Below are 19,987 nucleotides of genomic sequence, written 5' to 3'. Positions count from 1 at the left end.
ATCTGGTCATTTCAATAAGACGTCTTCCAGTTCCATTAATCCTTTTTGGCGTTCGATTGGATCCCAGAAGCCCCACGTCGTCGACAATTGATGGACTTGATCTTGTTTGACTGCTGTCAGCCCTTTCCAGACCTTCCCGTTCGTCACTTCATCGTAGTACGGTCCACTGTTGAAGTACGACAGATCAATGATGTGGTCGGGATTGTATTTCGCCAGTCCTTCGATCGAAATGTTTTCCCCGAAGTCTTTTGGCAGACCTTTCGTCGGTGTCAGCCCGATATCATCAAACAAGAGCGAGTTCGTCGCGTGGTTCGTCAGACCGTAGACACGAATATCTTTTTTGTTGACCGAGACCGCCATAAACGTCTCGTCCTTGACGTTTTCCTTAATCCGTTGACCGATGTCTTTTGCTTCTTTCGCCAAGTCATCGATGACTGCCTGTCCTTCTTCTTTCTTGTTGACCGCTTCCGCAACCTTTAGGTGATCCTCTTTCCAGTCACCCCCCACCTCGACGACGACTGTCGGGATTGTTTTAGCCAGTTTGTCATACAGCGGTTTGTACCGGTCACTGATGATCAACAAGTCCGGATCCAGTTTGACGATTTCTTCCGGATTGATTTCGTCCGCGTACGGCAACGCCTTCGTTCCTTCGAGTTCTTTCGTCAAGTGTGGTGGAAACTCATTATCGTACGCCATCACGGCATACGGTTTGACACCGACGGAGACGAGCGACCCTTCCCACGATACGTGCGACAGGACAACCACTTTCTTCGGATCATTCGGAACTTCCGTCTTTCCAAAAATATGTTCAACGGTGTGGACGGCGGCTGCTTTTTTTGTCGGTTGTTCGCTTGCCTCGCCTCCACAGGCGGCTAATACAACACACGTCGCGAGGACTGATGTGACACTGATGATTTTTTTCATGTGGTTCTTTTCCCCTCTCACTCTCGTTCTTCATTAGTAATGATAATCATTATCACTAAAGAGCAACATGGACGAACCGATCAACTTTCATGGACAAATCAAGCGTGGTTCATTTTCGATGTAGTCTAACAATTGCTTCAGCATGTGGGTGCGCCCGAGTGGTCCCCAAGGATCCCAATCAACGCTGTCCGGATAATGGACTTGATGGCGCCTGACCGCCTGCAAGGTCTGCCACGACTCTTCTTGCTGAATCCGCTCGACATCAACCGGTTGACTCCATAAGATCAGCAGGTTTTCGGGATCAACTCGTTGTAACGTCTCCAGCGTGACAATCTCATAAATGGTTTCCGGTAATCCCGGTGCCGGTGTCAGACCCAAATCATGAAATAAAAAATCGAGCATTGTATGTTGCTTCGTCCCGTATAACCGCACCTCATCCGGTCGAATCCAGACGACAGCCCATGTTCCGGTCTTGTTCCACGTCAGACGTTCCTTGACCGTTTGTTCGAGCGCTGTAATCTGCGCGACGATCGGCTCGATCCGGTCTTCCCGATTCGTCGCGACGGCAATCAGTCGGAGATAGTCACTCCAGCAGGTTTGATGCGGCAGTTCAAGGACATGGTCCGCCGGCAACCAGCTGATATCCTGTCCCTTCTCTAAACTCGGTGTCTTGATAATCAAATCGAGTGCCGTCGTCTCGAACCATTCCCGTTGAAGCGGTTGATTGGCGTCGTACAAAAGGGTTCCGTCCAGTCCGGTCAAAAACACGGGTAATCCGCTTGCTCCGTATTCCGTCGGATAACTCGGTGCCAGGATCGGTTGCAGACCAAGTGCCAACAGATGATCCTGCAATAAGAGGCGGCTGGCAATGCCGATCCGGGGCGTAATCCGTTGTAAAAAATAGGTCGGCGACAAGCCGGTCCGTTTTTTGAAGAGGCGGCTGAAGTAAAATTCGTCCTGCAGCCCCACTTTTTGTGCGATTTGCGCCAACGTCATCTCGTGTGAAGCGAGCATCCACTCCTTTGCCGTGCGAATCCGCAGTTGCGTCACATATTCTTTTGGTGTTGCGTGATACCGCTCTTTAAACAGCCGGTTAAATGTCGGGACCGACATTCCGAGATCAAGCGCCAGCTCATGGACGGACCGTTGCATCGACAAGTCCTTCAGCCACGAAGCGACCACTTCCTCAAACACATGATTCTCCTGTTCGCGGCTCAATGTCTCAAGCAATTGATACAGAATTCGTAGTTGAGTCAACCCTTCCTGTTCCGAAGTCGGGCTGACATGCAGTTGCCGTAACCAGTCATGCAGGATGTCTGCATCTTGTCGGTACAGCGCACACCGGTGTCCTGTCAACGTCAGGTGATAGAACAAACAGGTTTCTTTTACAGTTGGCAACACCTCATCGATTTGTTCGATCCAGACGGCGTCGCCCGGGTATAATCGGTGCCGGTTGCTGTATAAAAATCCGCTCCCCGCAACGACAATGACCAGTCCCGGCTTGACTGATCGCCGGTCGCCTTCAAGCAACCAGTGCTTCTCGATTGGTAACGGTTTGATCTGTAACTCCATCCTGCCCACTCCTTAAAAAAACATTTGACAAAAAATTGGTCTTCGATGTACGTTTAATCGCGTTGATAATGAATCTGATTCTCAATTAAAAAGGAGAGACGTCTATGACTACATCCGTTCGACCACGCTCAATCCTGACGATTGTTGTTCTCACGGTTGGACTGCTCACGCTACTCAGTACACTGTCCTTGTTTTACGGTGCCGTGCCGATTTCCCGGGCGACCGTCCTCGCCTCGTTTCATGCCTTTGACGCCGGTAATCTGCAGCATCAACTCGTCCAAGAAGTCCGGCTTCCGCGTCTGATTTGCGCCGGGCTTGTCGGCATTGCACTGGCGCTGTCGGGAACGATGATGCAAGGGTTGACCCGGAATGCGCTGGCTGACCCCTCCCTGCTTGGCATCACCCACGGAGCGGGACTTGGAGTCGCCTTGTCGCTAGCCTTTGTCTCGGAGCATTCATTTGTGACTTCGCTTGCCTTTTCGTTTGGCGGCGCTGCACTTGGAACAGCCGTCATTCTGCTGATCACGGTGTTTGCCCGCGGTCGCTTTTCACCAGTCACGTTGACCGTAGCCGGTGCGGCACTGAGTGCTTTATTCAGCGCCTTGTCGACCGGCATCACTCTGTTTCACCAAGTCGCCCAAGATCTCAGCTTTTGGTATGCCGGCGGGTTATCCGGGGCAAAATGGGCGCACGTGTTTGTCTTGCTTCCGGTCGTCCTGCTTGGACTCCTCATTTCCTTACATATCGCCCGCAGCATGACCGTCCTCTCGCTCGGAGAAGATGTTGCGACCGGGCTCGGTTCCTCGTTGACGAAAGTCCGGCTGCTTGGATTTTGCAGCATCGTCCTGCTTGCCGGTGTTGCCGTGTCGGTCGCCGGTGTCATCGGCTTTGTCGGCTTGATCATTCCCCATATCAGCCGCTTTTTAGTCGGAACGAACTATTACCTGTTGCTACCGGTCAGCGCTCTGTTCGGCATGACGTTATTGATCGCTTCCGATTTGCTGGCGCGCATGATCAATCCGCCGTTCGAAACCCCGCTTGGAGCCGTCACCGCCTTGGTCGGGGTACCCTACTTTCTTTATCTCGCCCGCCGAAAGGAGTTGTCCGTCTGATGGATGTCTGGCATGCCGTAAAACAGGCGCGATTGACGCTGGTTTGTTTATGTAGTCTGCTCATTTTGACATTCGTGTACAGTCTGTCGACCGGAATTCTTCCCGTTTCGTTTGGTGCGATCGGCCGAACGTTGATCGGACAAGGGACGGAAGCGGAACGATTGATTCTCATCGATCTCCGGCTACCGCGGATGTTGCTCGCCTTGTTGATTGGTGCCGGACTGGCTGTCTCCGGGACATTACTTCAAGGGATGTCACGCAATGCCCTCGCTGATCCCGGCATTCTCGGAATCAATGCCGGTGCCGGACTGTTCGTGGTCTTGACGCTGTTTTTCTTTCGCTCCGCTACACATCAACTTCCGGTTCTGCCGTTCGTCGCTTTTTTCGGTGCGACGCTTGTCGCCTGGACGATTTACCGGTTGGCGGGAAAAGCGGTCCAACCGGGACGTCTGTTGTTGGTTGGGGTCGGAATCAACGCCCTCTGCGGCGCTCTCTTGATCATTTTTCAGTTGAAGATGGATCCTCGCGATTTTCAGCAGGCGACGGTCTGGTTGACCGGAAGCATCTGGCAGGCAGATTGGTCATCCGTCTTGACGCTTGCCCCTTGGATCGTCAGTTTGGTGCCGCTTGCCTTTTTACACAGCCGGTCGTTGAATCTGTTGCAACTGAGCGGCTCGCTCCCGCAGACGTTAGGACTCCGAGTCGAACGGACACGGAAACGGATTTTATTGATCGCTGCCGCACTTGCCGGTTCCTGTGTCGCTGCCGGTGGCGGAATTTCCTTTATCGGATTGCTCGCCCCGCACATCGCCCGGCGTCTCGTCGGACCAAATCATTACAGTCTGATTCCGGTCGCCGCCCTGCTCGGCAGTCTGCTCGTGTTGCTCGCCGACTTGATCGGGAAAAATCTGCTTGCTCCGGCCGACATTCCGGTCGGGATTGTCATCGCAATTCTTGGGGCACCTTATTTCATCGTATTATTGTTCCGAAAATAAAGGCAGACCGATCTGTCACGAATCGACGGATCGGTCTTTTTTTAACTTTTTACTTTTTGACCAAGGACCTCGTAATACTGCTGGTCACTTCCTAAAATGAACGACGGCACCGGTTGACCACGACGTGCACGGTGACCTGCAAGATGGACGTCACTCGTCTCCCACGCTTTCCAGTCGTCTTCCGACTCCCAGCGAATCAGTACGATGACTTCTTCCTCGCCCCGCGTCCGCTTTTTTTGCAGGACACTGAGATCGATGAAGCCGGGTTGTTGTTCGATGATGCCTTCGCCTGCGAACCGTTCAATCATTGACTCGGCATGACCGGTTTCCACCCGGATTGTTTTAAGTTGAATAAACAGAAAAACCACTCCCTTTTAATTGATAATGAATCTCATTTGCAATACTACTATATCATCGATCCTGTTCCCTTTGTCAATACCATTCCAATTTGTTTCCATCGATGATAGTTGGGCAGACAGCAAAAAAGCTGCTTCGATTTTAAAATCGAAACAGCTTCCGTCTAAATAAAATTGAAATTAAGCAACACGTGATTCTTCCGAGCGGTACGCTTTTTTCCGCCCGAATAATCCGCCTAAGATGGCTCCGATGATGGCCGGAACGACCCAACCGAGTCCGACGGAAAAGAACGGCAACACGTTTTCAAAAACACGTAAGACCGGTCCAACCGGTGCTTCCGCGACCTTCAGTCCGTCAAACAGACTGACGGCAAACGTCATCCACATCGCGCCCTGGTAGACAGCCGGTTTTCCTTTAAAGACGTTATGTAAGAACGTCAGGAAAATCAGACAGATTGCCAGTGGATAAAGTGTCAGCAGAACCGGTTTCGAAATCGCGATCAACTGTGTCAGACCGATGTTGGCGACGAGCGCGCTGAAGATCGACAGTCCAATCGTCCACTTGACGTATGAAATCCGTGGCAACAAGAGGGAGAAGAAGGACGCACAGGCCGTGATCAGACCGACACTCGTCGTCAGACACGCGACCGTGATCATCAGACCGAGTAGAATCGAACCGTACGAACCGAAGTAATAATCGGAGACGGCAGACAAGATTTCCGCTCCGTTCTTCAACGGACCGATTTTCGAGACACTGGAAGCCCCCATGAACGCAAGGGCCGAATAGGTGATGGCCAGCAAGCTTGCCGCAATCAGAGCTGCTTTCGAACAGATGATCAGCAGTTGTTTTTTCGACGTAACCCCTTTTTCCTTGATTGCCGAGATGATGATGATGCCGAAGACAAACGCGCCGAGGGCATCAAGCGTCAGATATCCTTCCTGGAAGCCGTTAAAAAAAGCGTTGTGTTGATACGTCGTCAAAGGATTCTGAAAACTTCCAATTGGCTTAATGACGGCAACGAGAATCAACAGCCCGATGAATGTAATCTTGATTGGTGTCAAAATCTTTCCGACGACATCCACGATTTTTGTCGGATTCAGCGACAACAGGCAAGCAAGCGTATAAAACAGAATCGAAAAGATCAACAGTGGTGTTGATGACGCCGATTCTCCGAAGAATGGTTTGATCCCGATTTCATAGGAAACGGTTCCGGCGCGCGGAATCGCAAAAAATGGACCAATTGCTAAGTACAGGATGATGGCAAAGACAAGACCGAAGATCGGATGGACCCGGGACGCCATCGCCCGTAAGTCCGGTTCACCGGAATAGGCAAAGGCTAAGATCGCAAGCAACGGTAAGCCGACGCCTGTGACCAGGAACCCGGCATTGGCAATCCAGACGTTCTCCCCTGCCATTTGCCCGAGCATCGGTGGAAAAATCAGATTACCGGCCCCGAAAAACAAGGCAAACAGCATCATACCGATGACGACGATAAAGGATGTTGGAACTGTTTTAGACATAAGAAACCCCCACGATTTAATTACGACCTGACTCATGTTTTATCAACGAATCAGGTACTTCGTTCGAAAGGATAACATAGGTCTGTGACCTCGTGCTAGGAGTTTATCTGGTGAATATTCTGACATTTCTCAAAAAAACTTGCTGTTTCACCCTTTTCTAAAATAATGACTGCTGATCCGCTCGAATGATGTAATCGGTAACATAAGTTCATCTGACTAAATGGAAATGACGAACCACAGAAATTGACTTTCAAGCAAGACAATCAGACAATCACCGTCATTCCGCTCTACGACGCGTATCAGTCGTATGTCGATGCTGCATTGAAAAAACCGACCGAGAATGGAGCATTATTCGAAAAATACGTTTTGGCGGAAAACGAACGAGTCCGGAAACAAGAAAAGGTATCCGAACAATCTGGCGTCTATAATCCGCTGGACCAGCCGACAAACAACTTAAAATACTTAAAAGAATCCGTAACCTATTTGAAAAAACATGAGACACGTATTAATAAGCAAATTAAGAAGTCCTTACAGCGTTCAATCAAAGAACTCCCACGGCAGAATGATCTTGTTGTACTCGTTGCGCCAATCAGTCCAGATGATCCAAGTCACAACAAAAAAATGGAAGGAGTTAGCGGAATCGCTCTTTCAAAAGATTTGTTTGTCCTGTATCTCGATGTCGATTTTGCAGAACCGATGTTAGCCTATACGACGGCTCATGAATACCATCACACTGTTGTGGCCGAACAACTATCAACTTCCTCAGTTACTGATAACATCGTTACAGAAGGCAAAGCAGACCTTTTCGCAAAAGACCTGTACCCGGACGTGAATCCCCTTTGGACACAACCACTCGTTGCACATTCCTTAAAACATGTTTTACATGAAGTGAATGCGTACAATATCAAATATTCTGACTTACAAAACGGAAATTATGAGTTACAGATTCCAAGTTGGTCGAATTACGCCATCGGCAATACAATCATGACAGAATTCATTCAAAAGAATCCCGATGTCCCGGTCACCAAGTGGACCCATATGCCGACAGCTGACGTTCTACAAAAAAGCGGCTATGCGAAAAAACTGACCGCTCAATAAGCGAAACTCTAATAAAACTATAAGCAAAAACCACTGATCGCGTGTCTGTTTAAAGACATGCATCCAGTGGTTTTTGGTCCTTACATCTGATCACTTATTTAAAGGCCGGAATCGCTGTTTCATCATAATTGTCTTCGAGGAACTTTTTGACTTTCGGACTTGTCATCGCTTTCGCAAGTTTTTGAATCGCTTCTGCATCCTGATTGTCCTTCCGGGCGACGAGCGTGATCGCGAAGTCATTCTCGACGCCTTCCGTGACAAGGGCATCCTTCTTCGGCGTCAGACCGAGTGGAGAAGCGTAGGCCGGCGTCATGATGACCGCATCAGCATCGTCATAGAGACGGGCCAGCATCAACAAATCCACTTCCTTGAACTTAAAGTTACGTTTGTTTTCCGTGATGTCTTTCATCGTGTAATACGGACCGGTTTTCTTTTTCAACTTGATCGCATCATGTTGGGCAAGTAAAGCCAGCGAGCGGTCAATGTTCGAGACGTCGTTCGCGATTGCGATGACGGCACCTTTCGGCAATTGGTCCAGCTTTTTGTATTCTTTCGAATAAAGACCGTAGTTCGCGAAGTAGATCGGTTCAATCGGGACGAGTTTGGCATCGTTGTTCCGGTTAAACTCTTCCATGTACGGGACGTGTTGGAAGAAGTTCGCATCCACTTCTTTTGCCGCCAGGGCACTGTTCGGTTGAACGTTATCACTCAAGACGACGACTTCCAGGTTAATGCCCTCTTCTTTTAATTGGGGTTTAACGAGATCCAGAATTTCTGTCATCGGTTTGATCAGTGACGCGACTTTTAACGTCTCCGTTTTTTCCGTCGAACCTTGTTCGTCCTTCTTGTCCGCGTTCCCGCATCCGGCTAATGCCAGGACAAACACGCTGAGTAATATCATGATTTTTTTCATTTGAATTCCTACTTTCGGTTAACGTTTATCGAGCAAGCGTGCTACGGTCGTCCCGGCAAACTGAATCAGTTGCACCAGGATGACCATAATTAAAATCATATACAGCATCAATTCCGTCTGAAACTGTTGGTAGCCGTACCGGACGGCAAAGTCGCCGATTCCTCCGCCGCCGACAACTCCCATGATCGTCGAATAGGAAATGAAGCTGACGATCGACGTCGTCAGACCGAGCACAAGACCGGACCGGGCTTCAACAAATAAAAATTTTACGACGACTTCGCGTGTCGAAGCCCCCATCGAGACGGCCGCTTCGATGACACCTTTCGGCACTTCAAGCAACGACTGTTCGACGAGCCGTGAGTAATGGGCGATCGCAATGACCGCAAGCGGGACGGTCGCCGCTGCTGTTCCAATCGCCGTCCCGATGATGATCCGCGTAAACGGAATCAGGAAAACGACGAGCAATAAAAATGGAAATGACCGGATTGTATTGACGAGTAAGTTCAAACTTGAAAAGACGAACCGGTTCGACAATAACTGGCCTTTGCGTGACAGATAGAGCCAGGTTCCGAGCGGTAAACCAACGAGAACTGCCGCGAGAATCGAGATCCCGACCATCACGAACGTTTGTCCGATCGCCAGTCTGATTTCCGAAGCATATTCGAGCACGATGTCAGGCATGTGGATCCCTCCGCTCCGTCAATTGGGTCAGGAACCAACCGGCATCACTCGTAATTTCCGTGATTCCAGCCGGTTCGGTCGCAATCGTCGTTTCAATCTGCCCGTCCGCCATGATCGTGACCCGATTGCAAATGCTTTGAATCACCTGCATCTCATGACTGACAAGGACAATCGTCACCCCGAGTGTCTGATTGATGTCCTGCAGCACCCTTAAAATTTCCGACGTCGTACTCGGATCAAGCGAAGACGTCGGTTCGTCACACAGCAAAACGCGCGGGCGGTTGGCGAGCGCCCGGGCAATCGCGACACGCTGCTTCTGTCCTCCGCTCAGTTCGGACGGATACTTCCGGGCAAAGGATTCCAGTCCGACAAACCGGAGACACTCCTGAATCCGGTCCGCCTGCTCACATTTTTTGACACGGGCCAGTTCAAGCGAAACACCAATGTTTTGTTCGACCGTCTTGTTTCCGACCAGATTAAAGTCTTGAAAAATCATCCCGATATTTTGTCGGGTCTGCCGCAGCTGTCGGTTCGGCAGGTTTGTTAAATCCATCCCGTCAAATTCGACCCGCCCGGTATCCGGCCGTTCGAGCAGGTTCATCAGCCGGAGTAAGGTCGATTTCCCGGCACCGCTCGCACCGATGATGCCATGAATCTCGCCCTGTTCAATCGAGAGGGCGACGGACTGGATGACCGGTTGTCCGGAAAAAGCTTTACTGACATTCTGTAATAAAATCATCTGACACCCTCCCTTACAACGTGTTTCATTTTACCGTAAGCCGTTTCTTTTTGTCATGTCTTGTGCTCTTTTTCTTTCCCGCGTCATTTCGCTAATCCAGTAAATCATTTAAACCAAACGCAAAAGAAGGGTGGCAGATTTTTATTCTGCCACCCTGATCTCATAAAAAAAGAAACACTCTTTTCACGCGACTCCTGCAGGAAAAAGCGCATTGTTGCGCTGTCAGAGACAAACAAGACCCGCTTTCCTGCCTGATTGAGGCAGGAAAGCTGGCTTGTGTCTCGCCTGAGGAAAGGGCGTGAAAAAATGAGTGCTTCCTTTTAGAGTCAGCCTCTTCAATTTTTACTGTTTAACAATCAGAATCATTCTTCAAACTTCTTGACGATCGTCGCAATCCCTTGACCGCCGCCGATACAGAGTGTCGCGAGACCATGGCTTTCGCCGGTCCGTAACATCTCGTGGATCAATGTCACCATGATCCGTGTTCCGCTGGCGCCGATCGGATGACCGAGTGCAATCGCTCCGCCGTTACGGTTCAACTTCGCCGGATCAAACCGGAGTTCCGCGTCAACCGCAAGTGATTGCGCAGCAAACGCTTCGTTCGCCTCGATGACCTCGATGGCGTCAAGTTCAAGACCGGCTTTTTGCAACGCCTGTCCGACCGCCTTGACCGGACCGATCCCCATGATGCTCGGGTCGACGCCGGACGTGCCGTTTGCGACAATCTCGACGAGGGGTGTCAGTCCGAGTTCTTTCGCTTTGCGAGCAGACATGACGACGACTGCTGCCGCTCCGTCATTGATCCCGGATGCGTTACCGGCCGTCACCGTCCCGTCCTTCTTGAAGGCCGGGCGCAGTCGTGCGAGGGACTCGTTTGTCGTACCGGCACGCGGGAACTCATCTTGCGTGAATACGACAGGCTCGCCTTTACGTTGCGGAATTTCAACCGGTGTGATTTCCGCTTGGAAACGATCCGCTTCAATGGCTTGGCTTGCTTTTTGTTGACTTGTCGCTGCAAACTGGTCTTGCGCCTCCCGGGAAATCGTATATTGCTCGGCCAGATTTTCCGCTGTGATCCCCATATGGTAATCGTTAAAGGCACATTCGAGTCCGTCCTTGATGATCGTATCGACAAGCGGCTGGTCACCCATCCGTAAGCCGGTCCGGGCACCACTTAACACGTACGGCGCCTGGCTCATGTTTTCCATCCCGCCGGCGACGATGATATCCGCCTCTCCGGACTTGATCGCCTGAAACGCGAGATGAATCGCCTTTAAGCCGGAACCACAGACTTTATTGATCGTCATCGCCGGAACCGTTTCCGGAAGACCGGCGAGGAGACTTGCCTGACGCGCCGGATTTTGTCCGAGTCCTGCCTGAAGGACGTTGCCCATGATGACTTCTTCGACGAGATTGGGCGCGACGTTCGCTTGTTCCAGTGCTGCCCGGATGACCGTCGCCCCAAGCGTCGTTGCCTTGACATCTTTTAAACTGCCGTTAAAACTGCCGATTGCCGTTCGTGTCGCACTGACGATGACAACTTGTTCACTCATCCTGATTTCCCCCTTATTGAATCGTATAACCACCGTCCAAGACGTTGGCCTGTCCCGTGATGCCTTTTGCTTTCCGACTGGCGAGGAATAACGCATAGTCGGCGATTTCTTCGACGGCGAGCAACCGTTTTTGCGGAACAAGCGGGTAGATGACGTCCGTGATGACGACCTTCGCCCCTGCCTCGGCAAACGCTTTTGAAATTTCAAGACCAATCCCGCTTCCTGCTCCCGTCACGAGGACGATATCTCCCTTGACCATTTGACTCACTCCCCTACTGGCATTCGTTCAAGTTCCGGACTGACCGTGAAGTTCGCTTCTGTGACAGCGCGAATGTCTTCGACGGTGAGTCCGTTTAACGCCTCGATCAGGACCATCCCCGATTCCGTGAAATCAAAGACGGCTTTATCCGTGATCAGCCGATTGACGACTTGGCTCCCGGTCAACGGTAACGTACAACTCGTCTTGACCTTCGACTCGCCGTACTTATTGACGTGTTCCATGATGATGACGACCCGTTTCGTCCCGATCATCCGAATGATCGACTTCGCGATCGATTCAGCGATCCCTGACATCTCGACGACTTTCCCGAAAATCGCTCCGAGGAGGAAGACAGGGAAATAGGCCTTGATAAAGCCGACCATTTTTTCCATGAAGATGTTGGAGAAGAATGGTAAGACCCAATCCGGGTTCGTCAGTAAGACAGCGAACAAGGCACAGATTGGAGCAAACAAGATGACCGAAAACCCTCGATATGCCACGAACATCAATAAAGATAAGGCAAGAAGAATGATGACAAGTTCCATGGTGTGTCTCCTTTTAATTTTAGTAAGCGCTTTCAATTGCTTCTTCATCATTTAACAATTGAATCTGGCAACGGTCAATCAAAATCCATGAACCTATAAGTACAGCTTATAGGTTCTATAAGTTCACATTATGGACATACTTGATTTTTAGATGCTTTTTCTAGAAATCTTTTATCAGAATACAGGATTTTGTACAGCAACTAGCGTATTCTAACGATAAGTATGATTTGTTTGACGAAAGCAAGGTGAATAAGCTTGAAAGTGATTTTATATGATGTGCTGCATAACGTGACTCTATTGATGAGTGGTTTTTATCTGCTTGGTAAATTATCACCACATCCGATCACCGTCGACTCCAAACGATCGGTCCGGATTCTCTATGGCATCAGTTTAAGTGTCCTGTCGCTTCTGTTAATGCAGTTGACGATTGAGCCCGTCCCCGGCGTGCTTGTCGATTTACGACATATTCCTGTCATCGTTGCCGCCTATTTTGCCGGACCCTTACCGACGGTCATCGTCACGGCGGTCATCGTCCTCTACCGGTTCAGTATCAGTACGAACGCCGCCGCCTATGCCGCCACGCTTTTCATCATATTGGTTGCCGGCGGGACGTCTTTGCTCGTCAACTGGTTCCCGATCTACTCGAAACGAACCTTTACGCTCGTCACGATTTATGCGACTGTTCTGCACGGTGCCGTCCTGACCTACGTGCTGGCGGCGACCGGACTGATGACAACGATTTTGAGCGTCGTCCTTCCCGCCTCATTCGTCAGCAGCTGGCTCGCCCTTGTCATCATCCGTGACATCCGGCTGACGAAACAGTCAATGCGGACGTTACAACAGACGGCTCAACGTGATTTTTTGACCGGTCTACATAATTTCCGTGCCTTCACGGATCATTTTGATGACTTGAAACAACAAACCATCCTACACCAACACGAAATTGCTTTGATTACGATTGATATCGATCATTTCAAGCAGGTCAACGACACGTATGGGCACGAGGCCGGTGATGAAGTGTTACGTCAATTCGCAGCCCGCCTGCGGGATGGTGTGACGGATGCCGGGTATGTCTCCCGAAACGGCGGTGAAGAGTTTTCGATTCTCGTCGAGCAGCTGACGATCGCTAAGGTCGTCGCTCTCGCAGAACAGTTACGGGAACGGATCGCGACCTCCCCTTTTCAGTTATCGACCGGTGTCTTTCTGCCGTTGACCGCTTCGTTCGGGGTCGCGAGTTTTCCAAAAACGACAACAGAGATCCAACATCTTGTCACCGATGCCGATGCCGCCCTCTACCATTCGAAACAAAATGGTCGGAACCAAGTCACTCTTTTTTCAATCGAACAAGAGGTGGCGACGACACATCATTCGGATTAGGGATGGACGAATCTGAAAAAATCAGCTACGTTTGACAGTGAGGTAGGTGAATTTGATGCAATTAACAAAAGGACCTTACATTTTAATCGGTCTGATCCTCGGGCTGGTCTTCGGCTTCATCGGTGATAATTTTTATCTGTACGTCTCAGCCGGGATTTTAGTCGGTGCGATGCTCGAAGGGTATGTCTCGTGGCAACAACGAAAAGAACGAAACAAATCAAATCATTCCTAAGGGGGAAGTACAGTGGGTTTTAGTGAACTGTTTTTATCGACGCTTGCGTATATCGGGGTCGCAACACTCCTGCTAGCAATCGGGGTCGTCCTGTTTGAAGTGACGACGAAGTCAAAAGAGATGGAGCTGATCCGTCAAGGGAAAAAAGCAGCCGTCTATGCGTTCGGCGGACGGATCCTTGGTCTTGCGATCGTTCTTTATTCAAGCATCACGAACTCCGTCAGCATTCTCGACATGGTGTTGTGGGGAGCGCTTGCGATTGTTTTCCAGATCGTCTTGTTCTACTTGGCTGACTTGATCATTCCACGTCTCAGCATGACAAAAGAAATTGATGCCAACAACGAAGCGGTTGGTTTGTTATTACTGTTTCTATCGATTTCAATCGGATTGATCATCGCCGGTTCCCTTACATACTAAAATCACGCCAGCGCCCCGAACCGGAGTGCTGGCGTGATTTATTTTTCTAAATCCTCGAGTTCTTTTCTGGAACGTGGATAGCCGTTCGCTTGCCACTCGGCACGATAAATCGAATCCAGTTTCGTCAACCCGACTTCATCCGGATCTTTATCCGCATCCGGACTCAAATCTTCGTCCAGATGTGACAAATATTCCTTGAGGTGGCTGGTCGAGGCCGGCTCTTTCTTTTTTAATAACAAGAGGCCGGCACCGGCAAGCATACTGGCACCAAACAAATACCGTTTTCGTAATCGCATGTGTTCCCCTTCTTTCTGCTTCAAACATCAACTTGCCCCGCTAGACAAGACCTCCGCCATCCCGCAGATTCGGATGAGCGAGCTGCCGGACGTTCCCCTGCTCCACCGTCAAGACGTGATCCGGCTGGCGTTCAAAGTATCCTGTCTCGACGACACCTGACCATCCCTTCAGTTCTTGTGCGAAATGACGCACATCTTGTATACGTTCTAGATCCACATCAATAATCAAGTGGCCACCATCCGTGACAAAAAGTTGTCCGTCTTGTTGACGTAACGTAAAGACAAGATGTTTCTCCTGCAGACGTTGCTCGACATAAGGTCCCGCAAACGGCTCGACTTCAACCGGCAACGGTCCACTGAGATGATGGACGAACTTCGACGCATCTGCGAGGTAGAGCACTTCACGGCTCATCAAGGCGACAACTTTTTCCCGAAACAAGGCGCCGCCGCCCCCTTTTAGCACCTGGAACTGGCGATCAATTTGGTCGATTCCGTCGATGACCAGGTCGATATGCGTTGCTTCTTCAAGCGATAAAAGCGGAATGTTTAATTGTTTCGCCTGCTCCGCTGTTGCGTCTGAGGTCGCGACCCCTTGAATCTGTCCACCGTCCTGCACCCAGTTCCCTAACACTTCGATGAAGAGACGGGCCGTCGAACCTGTCCCGAGTCCGAGAACCATCCCGTTTTTGACATGCTTCAATGCAGCTTCCGCCAGCAATCGTTTCTCCTGTTCATACATCGGCACCCCTCCTTCGTTAATTATCTATTCCCGATTGCCGGCGAGTTCAATCGACAGGAACAAGCGCTTCCGTCTCGCTCAGATACATCCCGATTGCGCCAAGCAACGGTTCAAGTGCCTGTTGCCAAAAAACGAAGGACTCCGGATCACCACCGATATGACGTTCGACCAGCTCTTCAATCGCTGCTTGTCCTGATGTACGCAACAATGGTTCAAATTGTGTTTCGAACGCCGCCGTTGATTGTTTGACCTTCGTGTACAACTGATTGCTCAGCAAGTAACCGACTGTATAGGGAATGTTGTAGAATGCTAAACGGGTATTATAGAGGTGACTGGCATAGATCCATTTGAAAGGAGCCGACTCCGCTAAGACATCGCCGTAATGATGCATCTCCTCTTCGAGTAACAGTTCCGACAACCGAACGCTCGAAACCGGCCCTTGTTTCCGTTCCGTATAAAACCGTTGCTCAAAACGAAACAGACTGGGAACGACTCCGACATACTTCAATCCTTCTTGAATCTTGATTTCAAGCATGGCGAGGCGCTCTTCCTGTTCCGACTCCTCGATGACAGCATCAAGGACCAAATTCTCCATGAAGGTCGAGGAGGTCTCGGCGATGCTCGTTCCTTTGATCTGATTGAAGAACGTAAGATCATGCAGCAATGAATTATGGTAGGCGTGACCCAACTCATGCGCCAGCGTGACGACGTCCTGATAGGCGCCGCGATACGTCATGAAGATCCGGCTTTCCTTGGCGACGGGGAACGAGGCACAAAATCCGCCTTCTGATTTGTTCGGACGATTTTCGGCATCGACCCAGCCGGCATCAAACAATTTTTTTGTGAACGTCGACAGCTGAGAAGACACCCGCCTGAATTGTTTCAGGATGAGTTCTTGTGCTTGCGTGTAGGAAATATGCCGGGCTGATGAAAACGTATTCGCCTCCAGGTCATGCCATTGTGGTGTGACAACATTAGCAAGACGGATCTTCCGCGCATAATAGGACTGAAACAAAGACTGATGTTGATCGATGGCTGAAAGCATCGCTTCAAGTGTCGTTCGCTTGATCCGATTTTGTTCACATAACTCGGTCAAAAGATCATCCCATCCCCGTTTCGCATATACATGAAGTCGAAATCCAGCAATCCGGTTCAGCATCAGTGCAAACGTATCGCTCTCTTTTTCGCACATCTTCATGATGGCCGTTGCGGCTTGTTGCCGGGATGTCCGCGTCACACCGTGCGTCGCTTCGTAGAGTGCCTGCCCAATCGTGACCTCTTGTCCATCGATTGGAATCCGCAGTCCCATGAACCGTTGTTCGTAGAGCTGTTCCCACGCTGCAAACCCATCGATCGACAAGGCTTGAATCAATTGTTCCTGTTCCGGTGGTAATCGACGGTCCATGATGGCATGACGCTCCTCTAGATAATAAGATGCAGTCTCTCCACTCCGTAACTCTGTCCACTCGTCTTCCGACAACTTCTGTAACCGCTCCTCAAACGCGGTCTTCATCCCGCGGAGATCGGCCTGCAATATTTCCGTTTGCTCTAGTAAATCGATGATATCTTTCTGTGAGACGTCTTCTGCATAGAGACAGTACACGAAATCATTCACTTCTTCCGACTGCTTCATAAGATCCTGAAACACCATCAATTGTGATCGAAACGTTCCTGGATCGTTTTGAAGTCGCTTGATCCCTTCTTGTATACTTTCTAACGTACGTGTGACATCCTCGTTCGAGTATAGTGATGCGAGATGCCAACGGGGTGCGGTGACCGACATATCTGTTCCTCCTTTTGTTTTCCTATTCTGCTTTCGTGCCTTTTAAGATGAAATCCTGTTTTTCTAATTATTCCCATAAAAAAAAACATCCTTTCTGATTGAAAGGATGAACACGTCCATTAGATGACGAAGAAATAGACACAAAGGAAATGCGCTAAACTGCCGAGCAAGACAAACACATGAAAAATCTCATGGAACCCAAGGTGCTTAAACGATAATGCAGCTGGTTTCAAGCCATAAATGACACCGCCGACCGTATAGAAAATCCCACCGAGGAACAGAAGACCGATACCGATCGGTGACAACACAGCGGCAAGTGGTGTGATTGCAAAGACCATGATCCATCCCATCCCGATGTAGAGCGTCGTCGACAACCAGCGTGGACTGTTGAACCAGACCAGTTTGAAGGTAATGCCAAAGACAGCAATCAGCATGACGATACTGAATAGTACCCAGCCGGTCGGTCCGTTGAGGCTGATCAGGCAAAACGGGGCGTACGATCCGGCAATCAATAAATAGATCATCGAGTGATCAAGACGTCGCCAAGTCGCAATCGCCCGGTCGCTTGCTAATACCATATGATACGTTGCTGAGACAGCATATAAGGCAATCATGCTGACTCCGAAGATGATCGTCGCGACAATCGGTAATCCCGCCCCCCGCTCAAGTGCTGCTTTGATGACCAGTGCAAGCAGACCGATGAAGGAAAAGACGGCTCCTCCGAGGTGGGTTAGCCCATTGATGGGTTCTCTCATATACGATTTCATAATTTCCCTCCGTTGTTATGTAGTTTTCAATACTACATGGCGTTATATGAACATTCTATCATATAGTAGAGAAATAGGAAGTCATTCTGTATTATTTTTTTGGAGGTTTTTTCATGACACACGCAGATCAACCAAAACCATCACTTGACCGGCAGCTGGATTTAACGGATATCCCGAATATCGATCTGTACATGGACCAGGTCATTCAATTGTTTGAACGGACATTCGAAGAGACGACCCGCTCCGAAGGCGAGACGATTTTGACGAAAACGATGATCAACAACTATGCAAAAAAGAAATTGTTTTTCCCGGTGACGAATAAAAAATATACGAAAAACCACCTCATCTTGATCAGTCTGATTTATCAGCTCAAAGGAACATTTTCGATCAACGACATCAAAACGATTCTGACGGACTTGAATACAGGAATCACCAATCAGACGATTGACCTCGAAGCCTTTTATCAAACGTATCTCGACACGACGACGACCAACCAGACTTTTTTTGAAGAACAACAGCAGCTTCCTGATGACCTGGATCATTTAGAACAGTTACAGCTGATTTTGTCACTGGCCCATATGAGCAACTTGTATCGCCGGGCAGCCGAACGGTTGATTGATCAATTAGAAGATTAACTTTTCGCCCTCTCTCATGGTAAAATAGGGAAAATGAACAGCGAGGTGGACAGGATGGATGTCGTCGGACCCTTTTTAGCGCGACTTGAGGAAACAGGACACTATTTCGTGAATTATCAGGACGGGATTTTAATTGAACTTGCTTTTGATGACACAGTCGGTCGACATCATAGGACGTTTACCGATTTGGAGCAAACCGCTGCCGATCTCGAAAAACGATTACGTTCCCACCAGACGCAAGCATTATTGCTTGCGTCAAAGATTCACGCCTATGACGCGTCACCATCAGAACGAGTCACCCAAATGATGTCGATCTACAGCTTTTTTGCGACCCATCGGCTTGTCCATCCGCTGAATGCCTATTCGACGGCATTATTGATCAGCCGGTTGGATGCGACCGATGCGCAGCTGCAACGAACGGTCGACCTATACCGACTTGTCAAGGACTCCCACCGCTTCATCGTCTCACCTTTACTCATGTCGTTTCTGTTCTTAAACAGCTTACGCCGTGGAGAGCTGACGGACATTCACGACCAGATCGAGTCGACCTATGCAGTGCTAAAAAAACAATTTGGTCGGTCCCAGCAGACCTATGTCACGGCTCTGCTTCTTTCCTTAGTACCGGTCGAGGATCATTCGACTTACATCGACCAACTGACCCAGTCCCGTAACTTGTACCGGAAACAAGGTATTCCGTTGTCGTTTCATGGTTTACTCGCCTTGCTTGGCGATCCGCGCAGCCATCAACCGGCGTTACAACAAATGACGGAACAGTTACGCCACAATTCGCACTTTAAGTACCGGAAAGATTTAGTGTTCCTGACCGCCGTTCGATTATATGTGGCTGATCATCCGACACTACATCAGCTGTTTGGTCCGTTGAGTCCGTCCAATCTGACAGACTCGTCCGACTTCTTGCCCGTCTATCTATTCCCCGTCGACCTGACGGATACGTCACATGCAACCGATGGCGGAATGGCGGACGGTGGATTTGATGGGGGCGATGGGGGGGGCAGTGGGGGTGATTGATCGTCCACTTCGACGGAACATACCTGTGCCGACAAACCAATACCATTCCTGCCCATGACAAAAAGACGGAAGCGACTTCAAAAGCGCTTCCGTCTTCTTATTTAGTAGAACGACAAGCCAGTCCGTTCTTTTGATTATTTTTCTTGGTTGTCCGCATCAGACGGAGTCACGTCCCCGTCCTCATCGGCTTCATGTGAGAGATCAGGTGCTTCGTCAGATGTTGATGAATCCGGTTGATCACTTGTTTTTTGATCAGACGCTTGGTTTGACGCTTCGACCGTCTGTGAATCGGATTTTTCTTGTGACGCCGTATCGGATTGGTCGCGACCGGCGATATCATCTTTTGTCATTTTATTACCTGATGTAATCGGATCTGTTTCTTTTTCATGTTGGTCTGCCATTGAAAATCCCCCTCAAGCTGTGATGTTAAGAGTATTCCCTCAC

The 19,987-nt window shown here is 49.7% G+C and carries 22 protein-coding genes and 2 pseudogenes; 8 read left to right on the top strand and 16 right to left on the bottom strand.

Annotation, left to right across the window (positions count from 1 at the left end):
- Positions 1 to 6 precede the first annotated feature (6 nt).
- Both KNQ13_RS04960 and KNQ13_RS04955 read right to left on the bottom strand, forming a co-directional pair.
- Positions 7 to 924 (bottom strand): ABC transporter substrate-binding protein, encoded by a 918-nt coding sequence (locus KNQ13_RS04960; protein WP_026831204.1) that lies wholly within the window; start codon positions 922 to 924, stop codon positions 7 to 9.
- Positions 925 to 1,011: 87 nt separating this feature from the next.
- A complete protein-coding gene (locus tag KNQ13_RS04955) occupies positions 1,012 to 2,496 on the bottom strand; it encodes a helix-turn-helix domain-containing protein (protein ID WP_209548135.1) in 1,485 nt (494 codons plus the stop codon).
- 104 nt (positions 2,497 to 2,600) lie between these two features.
- Between KNQ13_RS04955 and KNQ13_RS04950 the strand changes: the two genes are divergently transcribed.
- Positions 2,601 to 3,608 (top strand): FecCD family ABC transporter permease, encoded by a 1,008-nt coding sequence (locus tag KNQ13_RS04950; RefSeq protein WP_034774575.1) that lies wholly within the window; start codon positions 2,601 to 2,603, stop codon positions 3,606 to 3,608.
- Positions 3,608 to 4,603, top strand: a complete 996-nt coding sequence (locus KNQ13_RS04945; RefSeq protein ID WP_026831203.1) for a FecCD family ABC transporter permease — start codon at positions 3,608 to 3,610, stop codon at positions 4,601 to 4,603. The genes KNQ13_RS04950 and KNQ13_RS04945 overlap by 1 nt, the downstream gene beginning before the upstream one ends.
- 41 nt (positions 4,604 to 4,644) lie before the next feature.
- Here KNQ13_RS04945 and KNQ13_RS04940 read toward each other — a convergent pair whose 3' ends face one another.
- Together KNQ13_RS04940 and brnQ are read right to left on the bottom strand one after the other, a co-directional pair.
- Positions 4,645 to 4,962 (bottom strand): antibiotic biosynthesis monooxygenase, encoded by a 318-nt coding sequence (locus KNQ13_RS04940; RefSeq protein WP_026831202.1) that lies wholly within the window; start codon positions 4,960 to 4,962, stop codon positions 4,645 to 4,647.
- 177 nt (positions 4,963 to 5,139) lie between these two features.
- Positions 5,140 to 6,480, bottom strand: coding sequence for a branched-chain amino acid transport system II carrier protein (gene brnQ, locus KNQ13_RS04935; protein WP_026831201.1), 1,341 nt, complete (start codon positions 6,478 to 6,480; stop codon positions 5,140 to 5,142).
- Between the two features lie 243 nt (positions 6,481 to 6,723).
- On the opposite strand from brnQ, the gene KNQ13_RS04930 reads away from it, so the two are divergent.
- Positions 6,724 to 7,578, top strand: a complete 855-nt coding sequence (locus KNQ13_RS04930; protein ID WP_026831200.1) for a DUF2268 domain-containing putative Zn-dependent protease — start codon at positions 6,724 to 6,726, stop codon at positions 7,576 to 7,578.
- A 94-nt stretch (positions 7,579 to 7,672) separates the two neighbouring features.
- Here KNQ13_RS04930 and KNQ13_RS04925 read toward each other — a convergent pair whose 3' ends face one another.
- From KNQ13_RS04925 to KNQ13_RS16100, 7 genes and pseudogenes are all read right to left on the bottom strand, one after another.
- Entirely contained in the window at positions 7,673 to 8,491 is an 819-nt protein-coding gene (locus KNQ13_RS04925) for a MetQ/NlpA family ABC transporter substrate-binding protein (RefSeq protein ID WP_026831199.1), read from the bottom strand.
- A gap of 18 nt (positions 8,492 to 8,509) precedes the next feature.
- Entirely contained in the window at positions 8,510 to 9,172 is a 663-nt protein-coding gene (locus KNQ13_RS04920) for a methionine ABC transporter permease (RefSeq protein WP_026831198.1), read from the bottom strand.
- Entirely contained in the window at positions 9,165 to 9,911 is a 747-nt protein-coding gene (locus KNQ13_RS04915; protein ID WP_051590526.1) for a methionine ABC transporter ATP-binding protein, read from the bottom strand. The genes KNQ13_RS04920 and KNQ13_RS04915 overlap by 8 nt, the downstream gene beginning before the upstream one ends.
- 362 nt (positions 9,912 to 10,273) lie before the next feature.
- Positions 10,274 to 11,464, bottom strand: coding sequence for an acetyl-CoA C-acetyltransferase (locus tag KNQ13_RS04910; protein ID WP_026831197.1), 1,191 nt, complete (start codon positions 11,462 to 11,464; stop codon positions 10,274 to 10,276).
- Positions 11,465 to 11,477: 13 nt separating this feature from the next.
- A pseudogene (locus tag KNQ13_RS16305) lies at positions 11,478 to 11,630 on the bottom strand (SDR family oxidoreductase); the annotation flags it as partial.
- Positions 11,631 to 11,723, bottom strand: a pseudogene (locus tag KNQ13_RS16300) (SDR family NAD(P)-dependent oxidoreductase); the annotation flags it as partial.
- A gap of 5 nt (positions 11,724 to 11,728) precedes the next feature.
- Positions 11,729 to 12,268 carry a CoA-transferase gene (locus KNQ13_RS16100; protein WP_026831195.1) on the bottom strand — a complete coding sequence of 180 codons (540 nt, stop codon included), beginning with the start codon at positions 12,266 to 12,268 and terminating at the stop codon, positions 11,729 to 11,731.
- 261 nt (positions 12,269 to 12,529) lie between these two features.
- Here KNQ13_RS16100 and KNQ13_RS04890 point away from each other — a divergent pair, with 261 nt between their 5' ends.
- The 3 genes from KNQ13_RS04890 to KNQ13_RS04880 are packed head-to-tail and all read left to right on the top strand — an operon-like array spanning position 12,530 to position 14,294.
- A complete protein-coding gene (locus KNQ13_RS04890; protein ID WP_236624431.1) occupies positions 12,530 to 13,645 on the top strand; it encodes a GGDEF domain-containing protein in 1,116 nt (371 codons plus the stop codon).
- A gap of 55 nt (positions 13,646 to 13,700) precedes the next feature.
- The gene (locus KNQ13_RS04885; protein ID WP_014970130.1) at positions 13,701 to 13,877 is read left to right on the top strand and encodes a hypothetical protein; all 177 of its coding nucleotides are present in this window, start codon (positions 13,701 to 13,703) and stop codon (positions 13,875 to 13,877) included.
- A gap of 12 nt (positions 13,878 to 13,889) precedes the next feature.
- Complete coding sequence (locus KNQ13_RS04880; protein WP_012370068.1) at positions 13,890 to 14,294, top strand: DUF350 domain-containing protein; 405 nt, start codon at positions 13,890 to 13,892, stop codon at positions 14,292 to 14,294.
- 38 nt (positions 14,295 to 14,332) lie between these two features.
- Here KNQ13_RS04880 and KNQ13_RS04875 read toward each other — a convergent pair whose 3' ends face one another.
- The 4 genes from KNQ13_RS04875 to trhA form a co-directional block, all read right to left on the bottom strand.
- Positions 14,333 to 14,590, bottom strand: a complete 258-nt coding sequence (locus tag KNQ13_RS04875) for a hypothetical protein (RefSeq protein WP_014970129.1) — start codon at positions 14,588 to 14,590, stop codon at positions 14,333 to 14,335.
- 40 nt (positions 14,591 to 14,630) lie between these two features.
- Positions 14,631 to 15,329, bottom strand: a complete 699-nt coding sequence (gene rpiA, locus KNQ13_RS04870; RefSeq protein ID WP_026831194.1) for a ribose-5-phosphate isomerase RpiA — start codon at positions 15,327 to 15,329, stop codon at positions 14,631 to 14,633.
- Between the two features lie 46 nt (positions 15,330 to 15,375).
- A complete protein-coding gene (locus KNQ13_RS04865; RefSeq protein ID WP_051590525.1) occupies positions 15,376 to 17,112 on the bottom strand; it encodes a M3 family metallopeptidase in 1,737 nt (578 codons plus the stop codon).
- Between the two features lie 119 nt (positions 17,113 to 17,231).
- A complete protein-coding gene (gene trhA / locus KNQ13_RS04860) occupies positions 17,232 to 17,879 on the bottom strand; it encodes a PAQR family membrane homeostasis protein TrhA (protein ID WP_026831193.1) in 648 nt (215 codons plus the stop codon).
- Positions 17,880 to 17,992: 113 nt separating this feature from the next.
- On the opposite strand from trhA, the gene KNQ13_RS04855 reads away from it, so the two are divergent.
- Positions 17,993 to 18,514 carry a DUF1836 domain-containing protein gene (locus tag KNQ13_RS04855; protein ID WP_014970124.1) on the top strand — a complete coding sequence of 174 codons (522 nt, stop codon included), beginning with the start codon at positions 17,993 to 17,995 and terminating at the stop codon, positions 18,512 to 18,514.
- A 54-nt stretch (positions 18,515 to 18,568) separates the two neighbouring features.
- Complete coding sequence (locus KNQ13_RS04850) at positions 18,569 to 19,543, top strand: DUF4003 family protein (protein ID WP_026831192.1); 975 nt, start codon at positions 18,569 to 18,571, stop codon at positions 19,541 to 19,543.
- A 134-nt stretch (positions 19,544 to 19,677) separates the two neighbouring features.
- Here KNQ13_RS04850 and KNQ13_RS04845 read toward each other — a convergent pair whose 3' ends face one another.
- The gene (locus KNQ13_RS04845; RefSeq protein WP_026831191.1) at positions 19,678 to 19,944 is read right to left on the bottom strand and encodes a hypothetical protein; all 267 of its coding nucleotides are present in this window, start codon (positions 19,942 to 19,944) and stop codon (positions 19,678 to 19,680) included.
- Between the last annotated feature and the right edge of the window lie 43 nt (positions 19,945 to 19,987).

This window comes from Exiguobacterium sp. s128 (assembly GCF_018618815.1).
Classification (GTDB): domain Bacteria; phylum Bacillota; class Bacilli; order Exiguobacteriales; family Exiguobacteriaceae; genus Exiguobacterium_A; species Exiguobacterium_A antarcticum.
Note: the sequence above shows the minus strand (reverse complement) of the source record. Positions and strands in the feature narration are given on the sequence as shown.